Annotated in this window: 14 protein-coding genes; 11 read left to right on the top strand and 3 right to left on the bottom strand. The window is 60.9% G+C overall.

All coding sequences use genetic code 11. The features are described 5' to 3' along the window. Positions 1 to 272 precede the first annotated feature (272 nt). A complete protein-coding gene (gene groL, locus FHT73_RS08825) occupies positions 273 to 1,913 on the bottom strand; it encodes a chaperonin GroEL (RefSeq protein ID WP_112335396.1) in 1,641 nt (546 codons plus the stop codon). A gap of 73 nt (positions 1,914 to 1,986) precedes the next feature. Then, entirely contained in the window at positions 1,987 to 2,283 is a 297-nt protein-coding gene (gene groES, locus FHT73_RS08820) for a co-chaperone GroES (RefSeq protein WP_015338933.1), read from the bottom strand. A gap of 425 nt (positions 2,284 to 2,708) precedes the next feature. Here groES and FHT73_RS08815 point away from each other — a divergent pair, with 425 nt between their 5' ends. From FHT73_RS08815 to FHT73_RS08780, 8 genes are all read left to right on the top strand, one after another. Then, on the top strand, positions 2,709 to 3,557 hold the full coding sequence (locus FHT73_RS08815) for a TIGR01459 family HAD-type hydrolase (protein ID WP_183710997.1): 849 nt from the start codon (positions 2,709 to 2,711) through the stop codon (positions 3,555 to 3,557). A 15-nt stretch (positions 3,558 to 3,572) separates the two neighbouring features. Beyond that, on the top strand, positions 3,573 to 4,556 hold the full coding sequence (locus FHT73_RS08810; RefSeq protein WP_183710995.1) for a bifunctional riboflavin kinase/FAD synthetase: 984 nt from the start codon (positions 3,573 to 3,575) through the stop codon (positions 4,554 to 4,556). Positions 4,557 to 4,707: 151 nt separating this feature from the next. Beyond that, complete coding sequence (locus FHT73_RS08805; RefSeq protein ID WP_183710993.1) at positions 4,708 to 6,084, top strand: cache domain-containing protein; 1,377 nt, start codon at positions 4,708 to 4,710, stop codon at positions 6,082 to 6,084. Further along, entirely contained in the window at positions 6,081 to 6,722 is a 642-nt protein-coding gene (locus tag FHT73_RS08800) for a response regulator transcription factor (RefSeq protein WP_183710991.1), read from the top strand. The genes FHT73_RS08805 and FHT73_RS08800 overlap by 4 nt, the downstream gene beginning before the upstream one ends. 333 nt (positions 6,723 to 7,055) lie before the next feature. Then, positions 7,056 to 7,253, top strand: coding sequence for a DUF3311 domain-containing protein (locus FHT73_RS08795; RefSeq protein ID WP_047627888.1), 198 nt, complete (start codon positions 7,056 to 7,058; stop codon positions 7,251 to 7,253). Then, complete coding sequence (locus tag FHT73_RS08790) at positions 7,243 to 8,718, top strand: sodium:solute symporter family protein (RefSeq protein ID WP_112608161.1); 1,476 nt, start codon at positions 7,243 to 7,245, stop codon at positions 8,716 to 8,718. Before FHT73_RS08795 ends, FHT73_RS08790 begins: the two co-directional genes overlap by 11 nt. A gap of 300 nt (positions 8,719 to 9,018) precedes the next feature. Beyond that, positions 9,019 to 11,901 carry an isoleucine--tRNA ligase gene (gene ileS / locus FHT73_RS08785; RefSeq protein WP_183710989.1) on the top strand — a complete coding sequence of 961 codons (2,883 nt, stop codon included), beginning with the start codon at positions 9,019 to 9,021 and terminating at the stop codon, positions 11,899 to 11,901. Positions 11,902 to 12,035: 134 nt separating this feature from the next. Next, positions 12,036 to 12,665 carry a hypothetical protein gene (locus FHT73_RS08780; protein ID WP_112335401.1) on the top strand — a complete coding sequence of 210 codons (630 nt, stop codon included), beginning with the start codon at positions 12,036 to 12,038 and terminating at the stop codon, positions 12,663 to 12,665. A gap of 36 nt (positions 12,666 to 12,701) precedes the next feature. On the opposite strand, the gene FHT73_RS08775 is transcribed toward FHT73_RS08780, so the two are convergent. Then, positions 12,702 to 13,160 carry a nucleoside deaminase gene (locus FHT73_RS08775; RefSeq protein ID WP_112608157.1) on the bottom strand — a complete coding sequence of 153 codons (459 nt, stop codon included), beginning with the start codon at positions 13,158 to 13,160 and terminating at the stop codon, positions 12,702 to 12,704. A 72-nt stretch (positions 13,161 to 13,232) separates the two neighbouring features. Between FHT73_RS08775 and FHT73_RS08770 the strand changes: the two genes are divergently transcribed. From FHT73_RS08770 to FHT73_RS08760, 3 genes are read left to right on the top strand one after another with little or no spacing between them, the layout of a single operon-like run. After that, positions 13,233 to 15,176, top strand: a complete 1,944-nt coding sequence (locus FHT73_RS08770; RefSeq protein ID WP_183710987.1) for a pseudouridine synthase — start codon at positions 13,233 to 13,235, stop codon at positions 15,174 to 15,176. Between the two features lie 6 nt (positions 15,177 to 15,182). Then, positions 15,183 to 15,749: a 16S rRNA (guanine(966)-N(2))-methyltransferase RsmD gene (rsmD, locus tag FHT73_RS08765; RefSeq protein WP_095434065.1), complete on the top strand. Its 567-nt coding sequence runs from the start codon at positions 15,183 to 15,185 to the stop codon at positions 15,747 to 15,749. An 18-nt stretch (positions 15,750 to 15,767) separates the two neighbouring features. After that, the gene (locus FHT73_RS08760) at positions 15,768 to 16,634 is read left to right on the top strand and encodes a patatin-like phospholipase family protein (RefSeq protein WP_112608153.1); all 867 of its coding nucleotides are present in this window, start codon (positions 15,768 to 15,770) and stop codon (positions 16,632 to 16,634) included. The last annotated feature ends 45 nt before the right edge of the window (positions 16,635 to 16,679 follow it).

Here is a 16,679-nt window from a genome sequence, read left to right as displayed (position 1 = left end):
GGGCCGCCCTTCGTCAATTCCGGAATGCCGGATTGAACAATCGTAATAAGGCCGTTGGCCTATCACATCATGTCCATGCCGCCACTTCAGGCCGCTTGGTGGCCTGAAGCACTCGAAGTGCATGGGCGAAGCTTTATGGACATTCCTGTGATGAGGCCGTTGGCCTATCACATCATGTCCATGCCGCCACTTCAGGCCGCTTGGCGGCCTGAAGCACTAAAAGTACATGGGCGAAGCTTTATGGACATTCCTGTGATGAGGCCGTTGGCCTATCACATCATGTCCATGCCGCCCATGCCGCCCATGCCGCCCGGCATGCCGCCAGGAGCATCCTTCTTCGGCAGCTCGGCGATCATGGCTTCGGTGGTGATCAGCAGCGAAGCAACCGAAGCTGCGTTCTGCAGAGCCGTACGAACAACCTTGACCGGGTCGACGATGCCCATGGCGATCATGTCGCCATATTCAGACGTCTGGGCGTTGTAGCCGTAGTTGTCTTCGTTCTTGTCGAGAACCTTGCCGACAACGATCGAAGCTTCGTCACCAGCGTTTTCTGCGATCTGGCGAACGAGCGACTGCAGGGCACGGCGAACGATGTTGACGCCGGCTTCCTGATCCTGGTTTTCACCCTTGACAGTGATCTTCGTGGAAGAACGCAGGAGGGCGATACCGCCGCCCGGTACGATACCTTCCTGAACAGCAGCGCGCGTCGCGTTGAGAGCGTCGTCGATGCGGTCCTTCTTTTCCTTCACTTCGACTTCCGTCGAGCCGCCAACGCGGATCACGGCAACGCCGCCAGCGAGCTTGGCAAGACGTTCCTGCAGCTTCTCGCGGTCGTAGTCGGAGGTGGTTTCTTCGATCTGAGCCTTGATCTGGGCAACGCGGCCCTCGATGTCGGACTTGGCGCCAGCGCCGTCGACGATCGTGGTGTTTTCCTTGGAGATCGAAACCTTCTTGGAACGGCCGAGCATGTCGAGGGTGACGGACTCAAGCTTGATGCCGAGGTCTTCGGAGATGACAGTGCCGCCCGTCAGGATGGCGATGTCTTCCAGCATGGCCTTGCGGCGATCACCGAAGCCCGGAGCCTTGACGGCAGCGATCTTCAGGCCGCCGCGCAGCTTGTTGACGACGAGGGTCGCAAGAGCTTCGCCTTCGACATCTTCAGCGATGATGAGGAGCGGCTTGCCGGTCTGAACGACGGCTTCGAGAACCGGAAGCATGGCCTGCAGGTTCGAGAGCTTCTTCTCATGCAGGAGGATGAACGCGTCTTCGAGGTCGGCGATCATCTTTTCCGGGTTGGTCACGAAGTAGGGGCTGAGGTAGCCGCGGTCGAACTGCATGCCTTCGACGACTTCGAGTTCGGTTTCGGCGGTCTTGGCTTCTTCAACCGTGATGACGCCTTCATTGCCGACCTTCTGCATGGCTTCAGCAATATCGAGACCGATCTGCTTTTCGCCGTTTGCGGAGATCGTGCCGACCTGGGCAACTTCTTCCGAGGTGTTGATCTTCTTGGCCTTGGCCTGGAGATCCTTGACGACTTCTGCAACAGCGAGGTCGATACCGCGCTTCAGGTCCATCGGGTTCATGCCGGCTGCAACAGCCTTGGCGCCTTCGCGAACGATCGCCTGGGCAAGAACGGTCGCAGTGGTGGTGCCGTCACCGGCGACGTCGTTGGTCTTCGAAGCAACTTCGCGGACCATCTGGGCGCCCATGTTTTCGAACTTGTCTTCGAGTTCGATTTCCTTGGCGACGGAAACGCCGTCCTTGGTGATGCGCGGAGCGCCGAAGGACTTGTCGATGACGACGTTACGACCCTTCGGGCCGAGCGTGACCTTCACTGCGTCAGCGAGGATGTCGACGCCACGAAGCATCTTTTCGCGAGCGCTGCGGCCGAATTTTACTTCTTTAGCTGCCATGTTTGAAACTCCTGAATTCGCGTTTTCCGGGCTTTAAGACCCGTCAGCTTTATCGGAAAAGGGAACCGGCCAATTAGCCGATGATGCCCATGATGTCGGCTTCCTTCATGATCAGAAGGTCTTCGCCGTTGAGCTTGACTTCAGTGCCCGACCACTTGCCGAACAGAACGCGATCGCCGACCTTGACGTCGAGTGCTACGACCTTGCCGGCCTCATCACGAGCGCCGGAACCGACGGCGACGATTTCGCCTTCCTGCGGCTTTTCCTTGGCGGTGTCGGGAATGATGATCCCACCCTTGGTCTTTTCTTCCGACTCGACGCGACGAACGACGACGCGGTCATGAAGGGGGCGGAAATTGGTGCTTGCCATTGTCTAATCCCTCGATCAAATGACATTCACGGATCAGCGCGGATCCGTATGGATTTTGTTAGCACTCATCCTCTGAGAGTGCTAGCGACCGTGATTTAGGGGTGGCTTCCGGACGAGTCAAGGACAGCACTGTGAATTTTTTGCGGCGCGCCTCGGCTTGTTTTGAGGATGATTAACGCCAAGGGCGCCGCCACGTAGCATGTCGTTGCAAAGGTTCTTTCATTTTGCCCTCGCGAAGACAGGGTCAGGTCAAGCCTTTTCCAGAGCGTCATCCCGTTGCTTCCGCTGCGCAATCTTGCCGCTCGCCGACCTTGCCCACGCCTGCTGCTCAGGCCTTGTGCGACGCAAAAACCTTGCAAGCCGCTCTTGTAATTTGCCGGCCGGTTTGCGATGTCAGCCCGTAATTTATTTGATGCGAGGACGGCATGGGCAAACGGATCGAGAGCTTTCGCGACATCGGCGGACTTTATGATGTTGCGCTCTGCGATGTCTGGGGCGTGCTCCATAACGGCGTCACGGCTTACAAGGAAGCCTCCATCGCGCTCGAAGCCGCCCGCGACGAAGGCCTTGCGGTCGTCCTCATCACCAACTCTCCGCGTGTTGCTCCGAAGGTCGTCGAGCAGCTGCGTGCGATCGGTGTTCCCGACAGCGTTTACGATCGCATCATCACCTCGGGCGATGTCACCCGCAAGCTGATTGCCGAGGGGCCGAAGAAGGTGTTTCTGCTCGGTCCGGAGCGCGACATTGGTATCCTCGAAGGTCTTGACGTTCAGCGGGTCGATGCCGGCGAAGCGGAAAGCATCGTCTGCACCGGCTTCTTCGATGACGAGACCGAAACGCCTGACGATTATACCGAGATGCTGACGGCCTGGTCGGCCCGTCACGTACCGCTGATCTGCGCCAACCCGGATCTGGTGGTCGAGCGCGGCCATCGCATGATCCCCTGCGCCGGCGCCATGGCCGCCTATTACGAGCGGCTCGGCGGCCAGACGCGCATCGCCGGCAAGCCGCACCAGCCGATCTACGATGCAGCGATCGCGGCGGCCCGCGAGCTCAAGAGCGAATTTCCGCTGTCGCGTGTGGTGGCGATCGGCGACGGCATGCCGACCGACGTGCGCGGCGCACTCGATTACGGCCTCGATCTTCTTTATATCAGCCATGGCATCCACGCCCGCGAATATGTCGTCGAGGGGCATACGGATGAGGCCGCTCTCGGCGCCTTCCTGGCGCGCGAACAGGCCTCGCCGAAGTGGTGGATGCCGCGCCTTGTCTGAGGAGAGTGGCAGTCGATGACCGTTTTCCACCGTAACGAAACCCGCGAACCGCTTCCCGATGCCTTGAAGGGCGGCGTGGTCGCCATCGGCAATTTTGACGGCGTGCACCGCGGCCATCAATCGGTGCTGACGCGTGCGCTGGAGATCGCCAGGGAGCGCGGCATTCCGGCGCTGGTGCTGACTTTCGAGCCGCATCCGCGCACCGTTTTCAAGCCGGATCATCCTGTCTTCCGCCTGACGCCTGCTCCTTTGCGAGCACGGCTGCTGGAAGCGCTCGGCTTCAACGCCGTTATCGAATATCCTTTCGATCGCACTTTCTCGCAGCGCTCGGCGGATGAATTCGTGCATTCGATCCTGATCGACTGGCTGCACGCGTCGGAAGTCGTCACCGGCTTCGATTTTCATTTTGGCCATGATCGTCAGGGAGGCCCCGCCTTCCTGATGAATGCCGGCAGCCATAACGGCTTCGGCGTGACGTTGATCGATGCCTTCCGCGACGAAAACACGGAGGTCATCTCGTCGAGCCGCATTCGTACACTGCTCGCGGACGGTGACGTTGCCCAAGCCGCGGGTCTGCTCGGCTATCGCTATACCGTTCAGGCGCCTGTCATCGGTGGCGAAAAGCTCGGTCGCACGCTCGGCTTCCCTACGGCAAACATGCAGCTGCCACCCGAGACATCGCTGAGGGCAGGCATCTATGCGGTTCGCTTTCGGACGGCCGATGGCACCATCCGCGATGGCGTCGCCAGTTACGGCCGGCGTCCGACGGTAACGGACAACGGGGCGCCGCTGCTGGAAACCTTCGTCTTCGATTTCAGCGGCGATCTCTACGGACAGGTCTGTTCGGTCTCCTTCTTCGGTTATCTCCGCCCCGAACTGAAGTTCGACGGTCTCGATCCGCTGGTCGCGCAGATCCGCAAGGATGAGGACGAGGCACGCGCGCTGCTCGCCGGTGTCCAGCCGCTCAGCGAGCTCGACCGGGTCATCGCCTTCAGCTGATATTTCCCAAGTGGCTGCCGTTCGAATACGGCACCTTGCCGTTTCGAGGGAACTCTCCGACTGCGGGTGTGCATCAACATCCCTGGCAAGCTGTTGAATTCGTGTCCGACAAGGGCCATTGTTCTGCGCCGGTTCTTGGGAGGAGTCATCGTTGACATTACGCAATCAGATTATTGCGCTCGCGCTCGCGCCTCTAGTTATCTCGATCCTGGCAATCACGGCCTTCATTACCTGGCAGTCGGCCAATCTTACCAAGAACAATATCGAGACCTTCGAACAGAACATGTTGAAGGCAAAGGAAACGGAAATCGTCAACCTGACAGACCTCGCTGTCTCGGCCATTCAGGCGACCTATCGGGACGCCGCGCCGGACGATCAGGCTGCGAAGGATAAAGTAGCCGGGATCCTGACGTCCCTTGACTATGGCCCGGATGGATACTTTTTTGTCTACGATTATGATGGGAACAACATCGTTCATCCACGTGAGGGATTTCGCAACGGCCGGAATTGGCTCGATTTGACCGATCCGGACGGGGACAGGGTCATCGCGGAGCTCATCAAGACGGCAAAAGCCGGCGGGGGCCTGCACCAGTACAAATGGGAAAAGCCCTCTACCGGCCGCATGGCCGACAAGCTCTCATTCGTCGTCGGCCTTGATAAATGGCACTGGGTCGTCGGAACCGGTGTCTATTTGGACGATATTTTCACACAGACCGCGGCGGCCAACACCGCCATGCGGGCAAACATAAAGGGAACCTTCATCGTCGTCACATTCATTGCCGTTCCTGCCGTTCTGGTCGTCTTCACGACCTGCATGCTGCTGACGTTCCGTGAGCGACGCATGGCTGATGGCCGGCTCAAGGAGTTGACGCAAAGAGTGATCGATGCGCAGGAGGAGGAACGCGCCCGTCTTGCCCGCGAATTGCACGACGGCGTCTCGCAGAATCTCCTTGGCGTGCGCTACGTCATGGATCTCGCCAACCGCAAAGTGCGAAACCAGGTCGATGACGCCGTCACGACGATCGAGAAGGGTATCGATACCCTTAACAGCGCGATCAAGGACATCAGGCGACTTTCGCATGATCTCCGCCCCCGCGTGCTCGATGATCTCGGCTTGACGGCCGCACTAACCGCACTCGCGAACAATTTCGGTGAGCGGACCGGGATCGCAACCGAGATCAAGGCTTCGGGCTTCACCAGCCTGCTGAAGCCCGAAGCCAATACAGCGCTCTACCGCGTTGCCCAGGAAGCCTTGAACAACGTCGAACGTCATTCCGGTGCGACGCGTCTTACGATCAAACTTTGGAATGATCGGGGGCGGGCGCGCTTGAGAATTTCGGACAATGGTATTGGTTTTGAAGGCGCCGGTGACGGCAAGGGCGGGCTCGGGCTTAGAAACATGCAGGAACGGATGGCGCATTTCCGTGGCCTGCTTCTCGTTCAAAGCACGGCCGGTGGCACGACGCTTATTGCGATGCTGCCGAAATCGGCCAATGCCTTGCCAAGAGCAAAGGTGGATGCGGCATGAGCAGAGGCAGGATCAGCGTTCTGCTGATCGACAATCACCCCGTGGTGCTGGACGGACTGAAAGCCGTGCTGGAGACTTTCGACCACATAGAGGTGGTTGGGACGGCAAGCCTTGCGCAAAGCGGCCTTGAGGTCGGTCGGCGGACACTGCCACAAGTGACCTTGATGGATATCAACATGCCGAAGCTGAGTGGCATCGATGCGATAGAACTCTTTCGCCGGGAGCTTCCGGAGACGCGGATCGTGATGCTCTCCATGCATGACAGCCGCGAATACATCTCCTCGTCGATCATGCGCGGTGCCGTCGGATATATTCTCAAGGACGTTTCGACCGACGAAGTGGTCTGTGCCATTGAGACTGTGGCGGCCGGTGGAACTTATTTCTCGTCAGGCGTTCGCGATATACTGGTGGCGGAGGCGCTGCAAAAAGAGGCCGACCCTCTGACGCCCCGTGAGCGTCACATTCTGGGTTTGATCGTTACAGGCAGGAGCAATCGTGAGATTGCCGAGGAACTTCAGATCACGCCTGCAACGGCGGAAACGCATCGCAAGAATTTGAAGAAGAAGCTAGGCATCGCAACGACGGCCGGCCTGATCCGTTACGCCCTCGACCACGGCATCGCAACCACGGCGGGCTAGCGCATTTCCAGGAAAAGTGCGAAGCGGTTTTCCGTTCGGAATGCGTAGCGAAGCAAAATGCTCCAACGCCCGTCTACCCACTTCTGGGTAGGTTCGACGATTTCGCATCAGCTAATATCTTGTTCGGGCGGCAGACTCGCCGTAGGACTTTAGCAGCGGCTGGCCTTAGGCGGGCCGTTGGGAGGAATTCACATCCGTTAGTCTGGCTCTGCACAGGCAAAGTTCATCGGCTTCGGCCCTTGAGCGCACATTGCAATCGCAGGCTGATACACTCCTTCCGCTCTGACAACTGCAACAAGGTGGCGCGCAGGCACCGCGTGAGAGGTATCGGACATGGATAAACGTTTCGGGACGGCGGCCTGCTGGCTGCTCGTTATTCCCTATATTGGTTTGCTTTGGGTCCCCTTCTACAACAGCCACGATCCTGTGCTGTTGGGTTTCCCCTTTTTCTACTGGTATCAGCTGGCGTGGGTGCCAATCACCGCTATTCTGACCTGGATCGCCTATCGGAGCATGCGCCATGATGACTGATATCGATCCGACTGCGCTTGCCGTCTTCATCTTCTTTTTGGCGCTCGTCACTGTCATGGGCTTTGTAGCTGCCCGCTGGCGTAGGCCGAAGACCCTTGCTCATATCGACGAATGGGGCCTCGGCGGCCGCACCTTCGGCACCTGGATCACCTGGTTCCTGGTCGGCGGCGATTTCTACACCGCTTACACCGTGATCGCCGTCCCGGCGCTGGTCTACACGGTCGGCGCCTATGGCTTCTTCGCGCTGCCCTATACGATTGTCGTCTATCCGTTCGTCTTCATGGTCATGCCGCTTCTCTGGAGGCGTGCGAAGGATCATGGTTACGTCACGGCCGGCGATATCGTACACGGCCAATATGGCTCGCGGGCGCTGGAACTGGCAGTCGCTCTGACGGGCGTTATCGCGACGATGCCCTATATCGCCCTGCAGCTCGTCGGTATGACGGCGGTATTCAAGGCGCTCGGACTTCATGGTGAACTGCCGCTCGCCGTCGCCTTCATCATCCTGGCGCTTTATACCTATTCGGCCGGCCTTCGCGCTCCGGCGCTGATCGCCTTCGTCAAGGACATCATGATCTACATCGTGGTGATCGCGGCCATCGCGCTCATTCCGGCGAAACTCGGTGGCTATGCGAATGTCTTTGCCGCGGCCGATGCGGATTTCAAAGCCAAGGGGGCGGGTAGTCTGCTGCTCGGCGGCAACCAGTACGTCGCCTACGCAACGTTGGCGCTCGGCTCGGCGCTGGCGGCCTTCATGTACCCGCATACGCTGACCGGCATCTTCGCGTCCAACAGCGGCAATACCATCCGCAAGAATGCGGTGCTGCTGCCGGCCTACACGCTGCTGCTCGGTCTCTTGGCGCTGCTCGGCTATATGGGCCACGCGGCAAATCTGAAGCTGGACAGCGCCAATGACGTGGTGCCTGCACTGTTCCAGACCTTGTTCTCGAGTTGGTTTGCTGGCTTCGCCTTCGCAGCCATCGCTATCGGCGCGCTCGTTCCCGCGGCCGTGATGAGCATTGGCGCCGCCAACCTCTTCACCCGCAACTTCTGGAAGGCTTACATTGATCCACAGGTTTCCGATGCCGGCGAGGCGAAGGTCGCCAAGATGACATCGCTTGTCGTCAAGGTCGGAGCGCTTCTCGTCATCATTTTCCTGCCGACGCAGTTTGCGCTCGATCTCCAGCTTTTGGGCGGCATCTGGATCCTGCAGACGCTGCCGGCTCTGGTCTTCGGTCTCTATACCAAGTGGTTTCGTGCACCCGCTCTGCTCGCCGGCTGGTTCGTCGGCTTCTTTGGCGGCACCTATCTCGTATGGGATGCCGGCTGGAAGCCGCTGCACATGGTCCCGCTCGGCGAAACCGGCTTCACCGTCTATACGGGGCTGCTGGCGCTTCTCGCCAATATCGTCGTGGCCGTTATCGTAAATGCGGTCGTGCCGGCACGGGCAGCAGCACGAGCCTAATTAGATAGACCCTCAAATTGGCCGCGGGCGGAAACGTCCGCGGCTTTTCTATGGATTGCCGCAACTGTTTCCTCTTCCTTTCCCTGGAAAAAACGCCTATGAACCGGCGACCATGACCCAATTTCGGCTGAGCAACGCGATACGAATTATTGGCCCGGCCTTCCGCGCGCTTTAAGCTGCCGGAAGGTCCGGGTTTTTGGCGTCTCGTTCACGAGGCGCTTTCCGCCGCCGAAAAATCCCCGTATGGCTGCGCCAGTTGAGGCGTAAGACGCCCGAGACACCGAGGCAATTGTCACGACTATGACCGATACCGCTGAAAAGATGGATTACTCCAAGACCCTTTACCTGCCGGAAACCGATTTCCCGATGCGCGCCGGGCTGCCGCAGAAGGAGCCGGAACTGGTGAGGCGTTGGGAGGAGATGAACCTCTATAAGAAGCTGCGCTCTTCCGCCGCTGGCCGCGAAAAGTTCGTGCTGCATGATGGCCCGCCTTATGCCAATGGCCACATCCACATCGGCCATGCGCTAAACAAGATCCTCAAGGACGTCATCACCCGCTCGTTTCAGATGCGCGGCTATGACAGCAATTACGTTCCGGGCTGGGACTGCCACGGCCTACCGATCGAATGGAAGATCGAGGAGAAATACCGCGAGAAGGGCAAGAACAAGGACGAGGTCCCGGTGAACGAGTTTCGCCAGGAATGCCGTGACTTTGCCGCCGGCTGGATCAAGATCCAGTCCGAGGAATTCAAGCGCTTGGGCATCACGGGCGATTTCGACAATCCCTATCTGACCATGAACTTCCATGCGGAATCCCGCATCGCCGGCGAGCTTTTGAAGATCGCCCGTACCGGTCAGCTTTATCGTGGCTCCAAGCCGGTCATGTGGTCGGTGGTCGAGCGGACGGCTCTGGCCGAAGCCGAAGTCGAATATGCCGACGTCGAGAGCGACATGATCTGGGTGAAGTTCCCGGTGGCTGAAGGCCCGGCGCATCTCGCCCGCACCTTTGTCGTCATCTGGACGACCACCCCCTGGACGATCCCCGGCAATCGCGCGATCGCATACTCCTCGCGCGTGTCCTACGGCCTCTATGAGGTCACGGAAGCTGCCAATGATTTCGGCCCGCGCCCGGGCGAAAAGCTTGTTTTCGCCGACAAGCTCGCCGAGGAATCCTTCGCCAAGGCAAAGCTGCAATACAAGCGCGTGAGCGACGTGACCGCCGCTGATCTGGCCGCACTCACCTGTGCTCATCCGCTCGCCTCTCTCGGCTACGGCTTCAAGGTGCCGCTGCTCGATGGCGATCACGTCACCGATGACGCCGGCACGGGTTTCGTGCACACGGCGCCCAGCCACGGCCGCGAAGATTTTGACGCCTGGACGTCGCATGCCCGCGATCTTGAAAAGCGCGGTATCTCCTCCGCCATCCCGTTCCCTGTCGACGACGCGGGCTTCTACACCGCCGATGCCCCGGGCTTCGAAGGTGGCCGTGTCATGGACGACAACGGCAAGAAGGGCAATGCTAACGACCTCGTCATCAAGGCGCTGATCGAGACGAACACGCTGTTTGCCCGCGGCAGGCTGAAGCATTCCTATCCGCACTCCTGGCGGTCCAAGAAGCCGGTCATCTTCCGCAACACGCCGCAATGGTTCGTCTATATGGACAAGGACTTTGCCGACGGTTCGACGCTGCGCTCACGCGCCCTGAAGGCGATCGATGACACCCGCTTCGTGCCGGCTGCCGGCCAGAACCGCCTGCGCGCCATGATCGAGCAGCGCCCCGATTGGGTGCTGTCGCGCCAGCGCGCCTGGGGCGTGCCAATCGCGATCTTCGTCGACGAGCAGGGCAACATCCTGCAGGACGATCGTGTGAACGCCCGTATCCTCGAGGCTTTCGAGCAGGAAGGCGCCGATGCCTGGTTTGCCGAAGGTGCGCGTGAACGCTTCCTCGGCGAAAAGGCCAACGAGGCCTGGACGCAGGTCATGGATATCCTCGACGTCTGGTTCGATTCCGGTTCGACCCACACCTTCACGCTGGAAGACCGCCCGGATCTGAAATGGCCGGCTGACCTCTATCTCGAAGGCTCCGACCAGCATCGCGGCTGGTTCCATTCGTCGCTGCTCGAAAGTGCCGCGACGCGTGGCCGTGCGCCATACGATGCCGTCCTCACCCATGGCTTCACCATGGATGAGAAGGGCGAAAAGATGTCGAAGTCCAAGGGCAACGTCACTTCGCCGCAAGAGGTGATGAAGGATGCGGGCGCCGACATCCTCCGCCTTTGGGTCATGACGTCGGACTATTCGGAAGATCTGCGCGTCGGCAAGGCCATCATCCAGACCAATGTCGATGCCTATCGCAAGCTGCGCAACACCATCCGCTGGATGCTCGGCACGCTGGCGCACGACAAGGGCGAGGTGATCGCCTATGCCGACATGCCGGAGCTGGAGCAGCTGATGCTGCACCGTCTCGCCGAGCTCGACGAACTGGTGCGGGAAAGCTACGACGCCTTCGACTTCAAGCGCATCGCCCGCGCTCTGATCGATTTCGCCAATGTCGAGCTTTCGGCCTTCTACTTCGATGTCCGCAAGGATGCGCTTTACTGTGATGCTCCGTCGAGCCTGCGCCGCCGCGCCTCGCTTGCCGTCATCCGCACGATCTTCGACTGCATGGTGACGTGGCTGGCGCCGATGCTGCCTTTCACCACGGAAGAGGCATGGCTGTCGCGCAATCCGTCTGCGGTCTCGGTTCATCTCGAGCAGTTCGTCATCATTCCCGTCGAGTGGAAGAACGAGGCGCTGGCCGAGAAGTGGAAGAAGATCCGCGCTGTGCGCAGCGTCGTCACCGGCGCGCTGGAAATCGAGCGCAAGGACAAGCGGATCGGCTCCTCTCTGGAAGCTGCTCCGGTCGTCTACGTCGCCGATCCCGAGCTGCTGAAGGTGCTCGAAGGCCAGGACTTCTCGGAAATCTGCATCACCTCCGATATCACCATCCTGGGTGAGCAGGGTCCTGCGGATGCCTTCCGCCTCGACGACGATGCCAAGGTCAGTGTCGTGCCGAAGCTCGCGGAGGGCCGAAAGTGCGCCCGTTCCTGGCGCATCACGACGGATGTCGGTTCCGATCCGGAATACCCGGATGTCTCGGCGCGTGACGCCGCGGCACTGCGCGAACTTGCCGCTGTCAACTGAAGAAAATTGCCGGATGAATTGCCTTTGCGGCGTTCATCCGGTAAAAGCTGCCTGAAAATGGCCAGAATTTTACGGCAGTTGCCGTTGAATGGGGTCCTATTGCGTTTATTCCGGCATGGCTGGGAAGGGTTTTCATGAGAGCGATGCATAAGGTTCGTGTCGGCGTCAGCTTGGCGGCACTTGTGGTTGGCTGCGGCGCCATGTCCGGTTGCCTTAGCAGCCCGACTTACGGCACCGACAAGACGGCCGGCGTCCAGCTCCTGGATGACCTCGGCGACATCGCCTCCGTTTCGGCTGCAACGCCGAAGGACAAGGGCGTGAAGTATCCGAACCGTCCCGGTCTGGTCGTTGCCGGAAGCAAAGACACTCTGACCGCTCCACAGCAGTCCCTGGCAAGCAAGGACAACCCGGCCTGGCTCGAATCGCCGGAAGACGCCCGCAAGCGCCTTGCCGCGGAAGCCGACGAGAAGAAGAACGACGTCAACTATCGCTCGCCGCTGGCTCAGGCTGACAGCGCCAAGAATCACATGAGCGAAGCACAGCAGACGGCAGCCTATCGTGCCGCGCGCCAGGATCAGGCCGGCAGCTATATCGATCAGCGCCGTTACCTGATCGACCCGCCGCAGCAATATCGTCAGGTTGCCGACCAGGCTGCCCTCAACGATCTCGGTACACCCGAGTCGAAGAAGGAAAAGAAGCGCAAGAAGGACGCCGAGGCCGCGCAGCAGACGAGCAACAGCAGCTGGTGGAAGCCTTTCCAATAAAAGCCCTCAAGGCGGCGGCATCAAAACCGCCGCTTTTCAGTCTTCGGAGCGTTTCGCCTGAAAGAAACCTCTGAGGATGTCGGCGGATGCGGTCTCGCCGAGGCCGGAATAGACCTCCGGCGCATGATGGCAGGTAGGCTGGCGATAGAAGCGCACGCCATTGTCGACACCGCCGCCTTTGGGATCCTCGGCGCCATAGTAGAGACGTCGGATGCGCGCGAACGAAATGGCCGCCGCGCACATGGTGCAGGGTTCCAGCGTCACATAGAGATCGGCGCCCGCAAGACGTTCCTGGCCCAATTCCTCGCAGGCCAGGCGGATGGCGACGATTTCGGCGTGGGCGGTGATGTCGTTGAGCTCGCGGGTACGGTTGCCGGCAGTGGTGATGACTTTGCTGTCGAGCACGACTGCTGCGCCGATCGGCACTTCGCCACGCTCTCCGGCACGGCGCGCTTCGGTCAAAGCAAGCTCCATGAATTGATTTGTAGCCGCCATTCAAGTTTTTCCACTTAACCGCAAGGGCGTGACCTGATAGGAACACGCGTTAAAAATTCAGGCAAACAACAAATGACGATGAATGACAAGCCCAAACGGCCTGGGTCTAAACCCTTTGCTGGCGACAAGAAGACGATAAAGCGCGATGGCGCGAAGCCTGCGAAGGCCGCAACCGTCAAGGCTGCGGATGAAACCGCAGTCGAGGATGGAAAGGCCGAGCGCATTTCCAAGGTGATGGCGCGCGCTGGTGTGGCCTCGCGCCGCGATATCGAGCGCATGATCCTCGATGGCCGCGTCAAGCTGAACGGTGTGCTCCTCGATACGCCGGTGGTCAACGTGACCCTGACTGATAAGATCGAGGTCGACGGCGTGCCGATACGTGGCATCGAGCGCACGCGACTGTGGCTCTACCATAAGCCGGCCGGCCTGGTGACCACCAATGCCGATCCTGAGGGACGCCCGACCGTTTTCGATAATCTGCCGGAAGAGCTGCCGCGCGTTATGTCGATCGGCCGCCTCGATATCAACACCGAAGGCTTGCTGCTGCTGACCAATGACGGCGGCCTTGCCCGTGTTCTGGAATTGCCGACCACCGGCTGGCTGCGCCGTTATCGCGTGCGCGCTCATGGTGAGATCGATCAGGAAGCGCTCGACAAGCTGAAGGAAGGCATTGCCGTCGACGGCGTGCTTTATGGCTCGATCGACGCGACGCTCGATCGCACGCAAGGGTCCAACGTCTGGATCACCATGGGCTTGCGCGAAGGCAAGAACCGCGAAATCAAGAACGTGCTCGGCGCGCTCGGCCTTGAGGTCAACCGCCTGATCCGCATTTCCTATGGCCCGTTCCAGCTCGGCGAGCTGCCGGAAGGCCATGTGCTCGAGGTGCGCGGCCGCACGCTGCGCGACCAGCTCGGCCCTCGCCTGGTCGAGGACGCCAAGGCGAATTTCGATGCGCCGCTCTATAACGCCCCGGCCATTGCCGAACCCGAAGAGGCGGAAGCCAAGCCGGCGCGGACGGCCCCGGTTCGCGCGGGCAAGGAAGAGCGACCGCGTCGGGAGCGTCCCGAGGATAAGCGCGAACGTGCGCTCAGCCGTCTCGATACCAAGCGGGATGCCAAGCGTGATGATCGTCGCGAAGGTGGTCGCGATGGTGGTCGCGATGGTGGGCACAAGGACGATGACCGTCAGAAGCGCCAGCCGCTCGGCCCACGCCGCAGCGCCAATGTCTGGATGGCGCCCGGCGCCCGGCCGCTCGGCGAAAAGGCAGCCGCGAAGGCGGCCAAGAATGCAAAGACCGCCTCCCGGCGCGGCGAGCCCGAACGCCCGCAGCGCAGCGGCTTCGACCGTCCGGACGAAGGCCCGCGCGTTCGCATCAATCGCGTCGACGAGGGCGATGGCGAGTGGATCCGTTCGAGCGAGGAAGCTCCGCGCCGGTCGCGTGGCGATGATGAAGGTTTTGACCGCAAGCGCTCTCGCGGAGATCGTCCGTTTGGCGATCGTCCGCGTGGTGAACGTGGTTCGCGGCCAGAGGGTGGCGATCGTCCTCGTGGGAAATCCTTCCAGGGGGAGGCCCGCTCCGAGCGCTCCTTCGGAGATCGGCCCGCGCGTGGCGACCGGCCTTTCGGCGATAAGCCCCGTGGTGATCGACGTCCGCGCGCCGAGGGAGACGAGCGTCCGCGCAGCAAGTCTTTCGGCGGCGAGCAGCGCTCCGAACGTCCCCGCGGCGCTCGCCCGCAGGGGGATCGTCCGTTTGGTGATCGTCCGCCCCGTGGCGACCGGCCCTTCGGTGACCGTTCGCAAGGCGAGCGTTCTTTCGGCGATCGGCCGGCCGGCAAGCCCTTCGGCAAGAAGCCAGGCGGCGGCAAATCCTTCGGCGGGAAACCGGGCGGAAAGCCCGGTGGCTCGCGCGGCTTTGGCGGCAAACCCGGCGGTGCAGGTCGCCCGTCTGGCGGTCCGCGCGGCGGTTCCGGTCGGGGTGGCCCCGGCAGGGGCGGTCCCAAGGGCGGCAGGAGCTGACGCGCGGTGAGGATCGTCGGCGGTGAGTTTCGCGGTCGCTCGCTTGCAACGCCGAAGTCGAACGACATTCGTCCGACGGCGGATCGCACGCGCGAAAGCCTGTTCAACATTCTGAACCACGCCTATCCCGAAGCCATCGACGGCACGCGGATGATGGATGTGTTTGCCGGCACCGGCGCCGTCGGGCTGGAGGCAGCCTCGCGCGGCTGCCGGCATGTGCTCTTCGTGGAAAGCAGCGTCGAGGGCAGGGGTCTCCTTTGGGAAAACATCGATGCCCTCGGCCTGCATGGCCGCACGCGCATGCTGCGGCGTGACGCGACGGATCTCGGCAGTGTCGGCAATCTCGAGCCCTTCGATTTTCTCTTCGCCGACCCGCCATACGGTAAGGGGCTGGGTGAGAAGGCTTTCGCGGCCGCTGCCGCCGGTGGCTGGCTGGTGCCGGGCGCTCTGGCGATCCTCGAGGAGCGCGCCGATGTCACAGTTGCCGCGCCGTCGGATTTCCTGTTTCTGGAGGAGCGAACCTTCGGTGACAGCAAGATGCATTTCTTCCGTTACCAGCCGTTGGCGGCCTGACGGAGGAAGGAGAACAATATGGGCGATTATGCTGATTTCGTCGGCAGCGACTATCCGCTCGCCGCTTCCGGCACGCCGAGCGTCGCAGTCGCTTTCGGCTGCGGCGGTGCGCGCGGTCTCGCCCATATTCACATCATCGAGGCGCTGGACGAGCTCGGTATCCGCCCCGTCGCCATAGCAGGTTCCTCCATCGGCTCGATCATGGGCGCGGCCATGGCCGTCGGCATGAGTGGCGCTGAGATCCGCGATTATACGCTGGCAACCGTCGGCAATCGTCCGGCCGTTCTCAACAAGATCTGGAGCCTGCGGCCAGTCAGCATGCGCAGCATCCGCTTCGGTCAGTTCAATCTCGAACGCATTCTGCGCACCTTCCTGCCGCCGGCCATTCCGGAAAGCTTTTCCGAGCTGCACATCCCGCTGAAGGTGGTCACGACCGATTATTACGACCAGGCGGAGGTCGTCATCGAGAAAGGTGAGCTCTTCCCCGTGCTCGCCGCCTCTGCCGCCATTCCCGCCGTGTTCATGCCGGTCAAGCTCGGAGACCGCGTGATGATCGACGGCGGCATCATGAATCCGGTTCCTTATGAACATCTGGCCGGTCTTGCCGATATCGTCATCGGCATCGACGTCGTCGGTGGGCCGGAAGGCAGCGGCCGACAGGTTCCGAACCGCATCGAGAGCCTGTTCGGTGCCGGCCAGCTGACCATGCAGTCCAACATTGCCCTGAAGCTGCGCCTGCAGGCGCCGCAAATCTTCCTGCGTCCAGCCGTCGGCCGCACCGGCGTTCTCGATTTCCTGAAGGCACGCGATATTCTCGCCATGTCGGCTGGCGTAAAGGACGAGCTGAAATTCGCCCTCGACCGGGTGATGACAGCGAAGAATTAGTATTTAGCCAGTAGCCGCTGGCTGTGTTTCCGCCAGGACCGTACG

The organism is Rhizobium sp. BK098 (assembly GCF_014193155.1).
GTDB lineage: Bacteria > Pseudomonadota > Alphaproteobacteria > Rhizobiales > Rhizobiaceae > Rhizobium.
This window is presented reverse-complemented; position numbering and strand designations above follow the sequence as displayed.

Coding starts and splice junctions, on each gene's coding strand:
- FHT73_RS08780 (WP_112335401.1), top strand. CDS start 12,036: ATGAGAGCGATGCATAAGGTTCGTGTCGGCGTCAGCTTGGCGGCACTT.
- FHT73_RS08795 (WP_047627888.1), top strand. CDS start 7,056: ATGGATAAACGTTTCGGGACGGCGGCCTGCTGGCTGCTCGTTATTCCC.
- FHT73_RS08770 (WP_183710987.1), top strand. CDS start 13,233: ATGACGATGAATGACAAGCCCAAACGGCCTGGGTCTAAACCCTTTGCT.
- FHT73_RS08760 (WP_112608153.1), top strand. CDS start 15,768: ATGGGCGATTATGCTGATTTCGTCGGCAGCGACTATCCGCTCGCCGCT.
- groES (WP_015338933.1), bottom strand. CDS start 2,283: ATGGCAAGCACCAATTTCCGCCCCCTTCATGACCGCGTCGTCGTTCGT.
- FHT73_RS08800 (WP_183710991.1), top strand. CDS start 6,081: ATGAGCAGAGGCAGGATCAGCGTTCTGCTGATCGACAATCACCCCGTG.
- ileS (WP_183710989.1), top strand. CDS start 9,019: ATGACCGATACCGCTGAAAAGATGGATTACTCCAAGACCCTTTACCTG.
- FHT73_RS08775 (WP_112608157.1), bottom strand. CDS start 13,160: ATGGCGGCTACAAATCAATTCATGGAGCTTGCTTTGACCGAAGCGCGC.
- FHT73_RS08790 (WP_112608161.1), top strand. CDS start 7,243: ATGATGACTGATATCGATCCGACTGCGCTTGCCGTCTTCATCTTCTTT.
- FHT73_RS08810 (WP_183710995.1), top strand. CDS start 3,573: ATGACCGTTTTCCACCGTAACGAAACCCGCGAACCGCTTCCCGATGCC.
- FHT73_RS08815 (WP_183710997.1), top strand. CDS start 2,709: ATGGGCAAACGGATCGAGAGCTTTCGCGACATCGGCGGACTTTATGAT.
- groL (WP_112335396.1), bottom strand. CDS start 1,913: ATGGCAGCTAAAGAAGTAAAATTCGGCCGCAGCGCTCGCGAAAAGATG.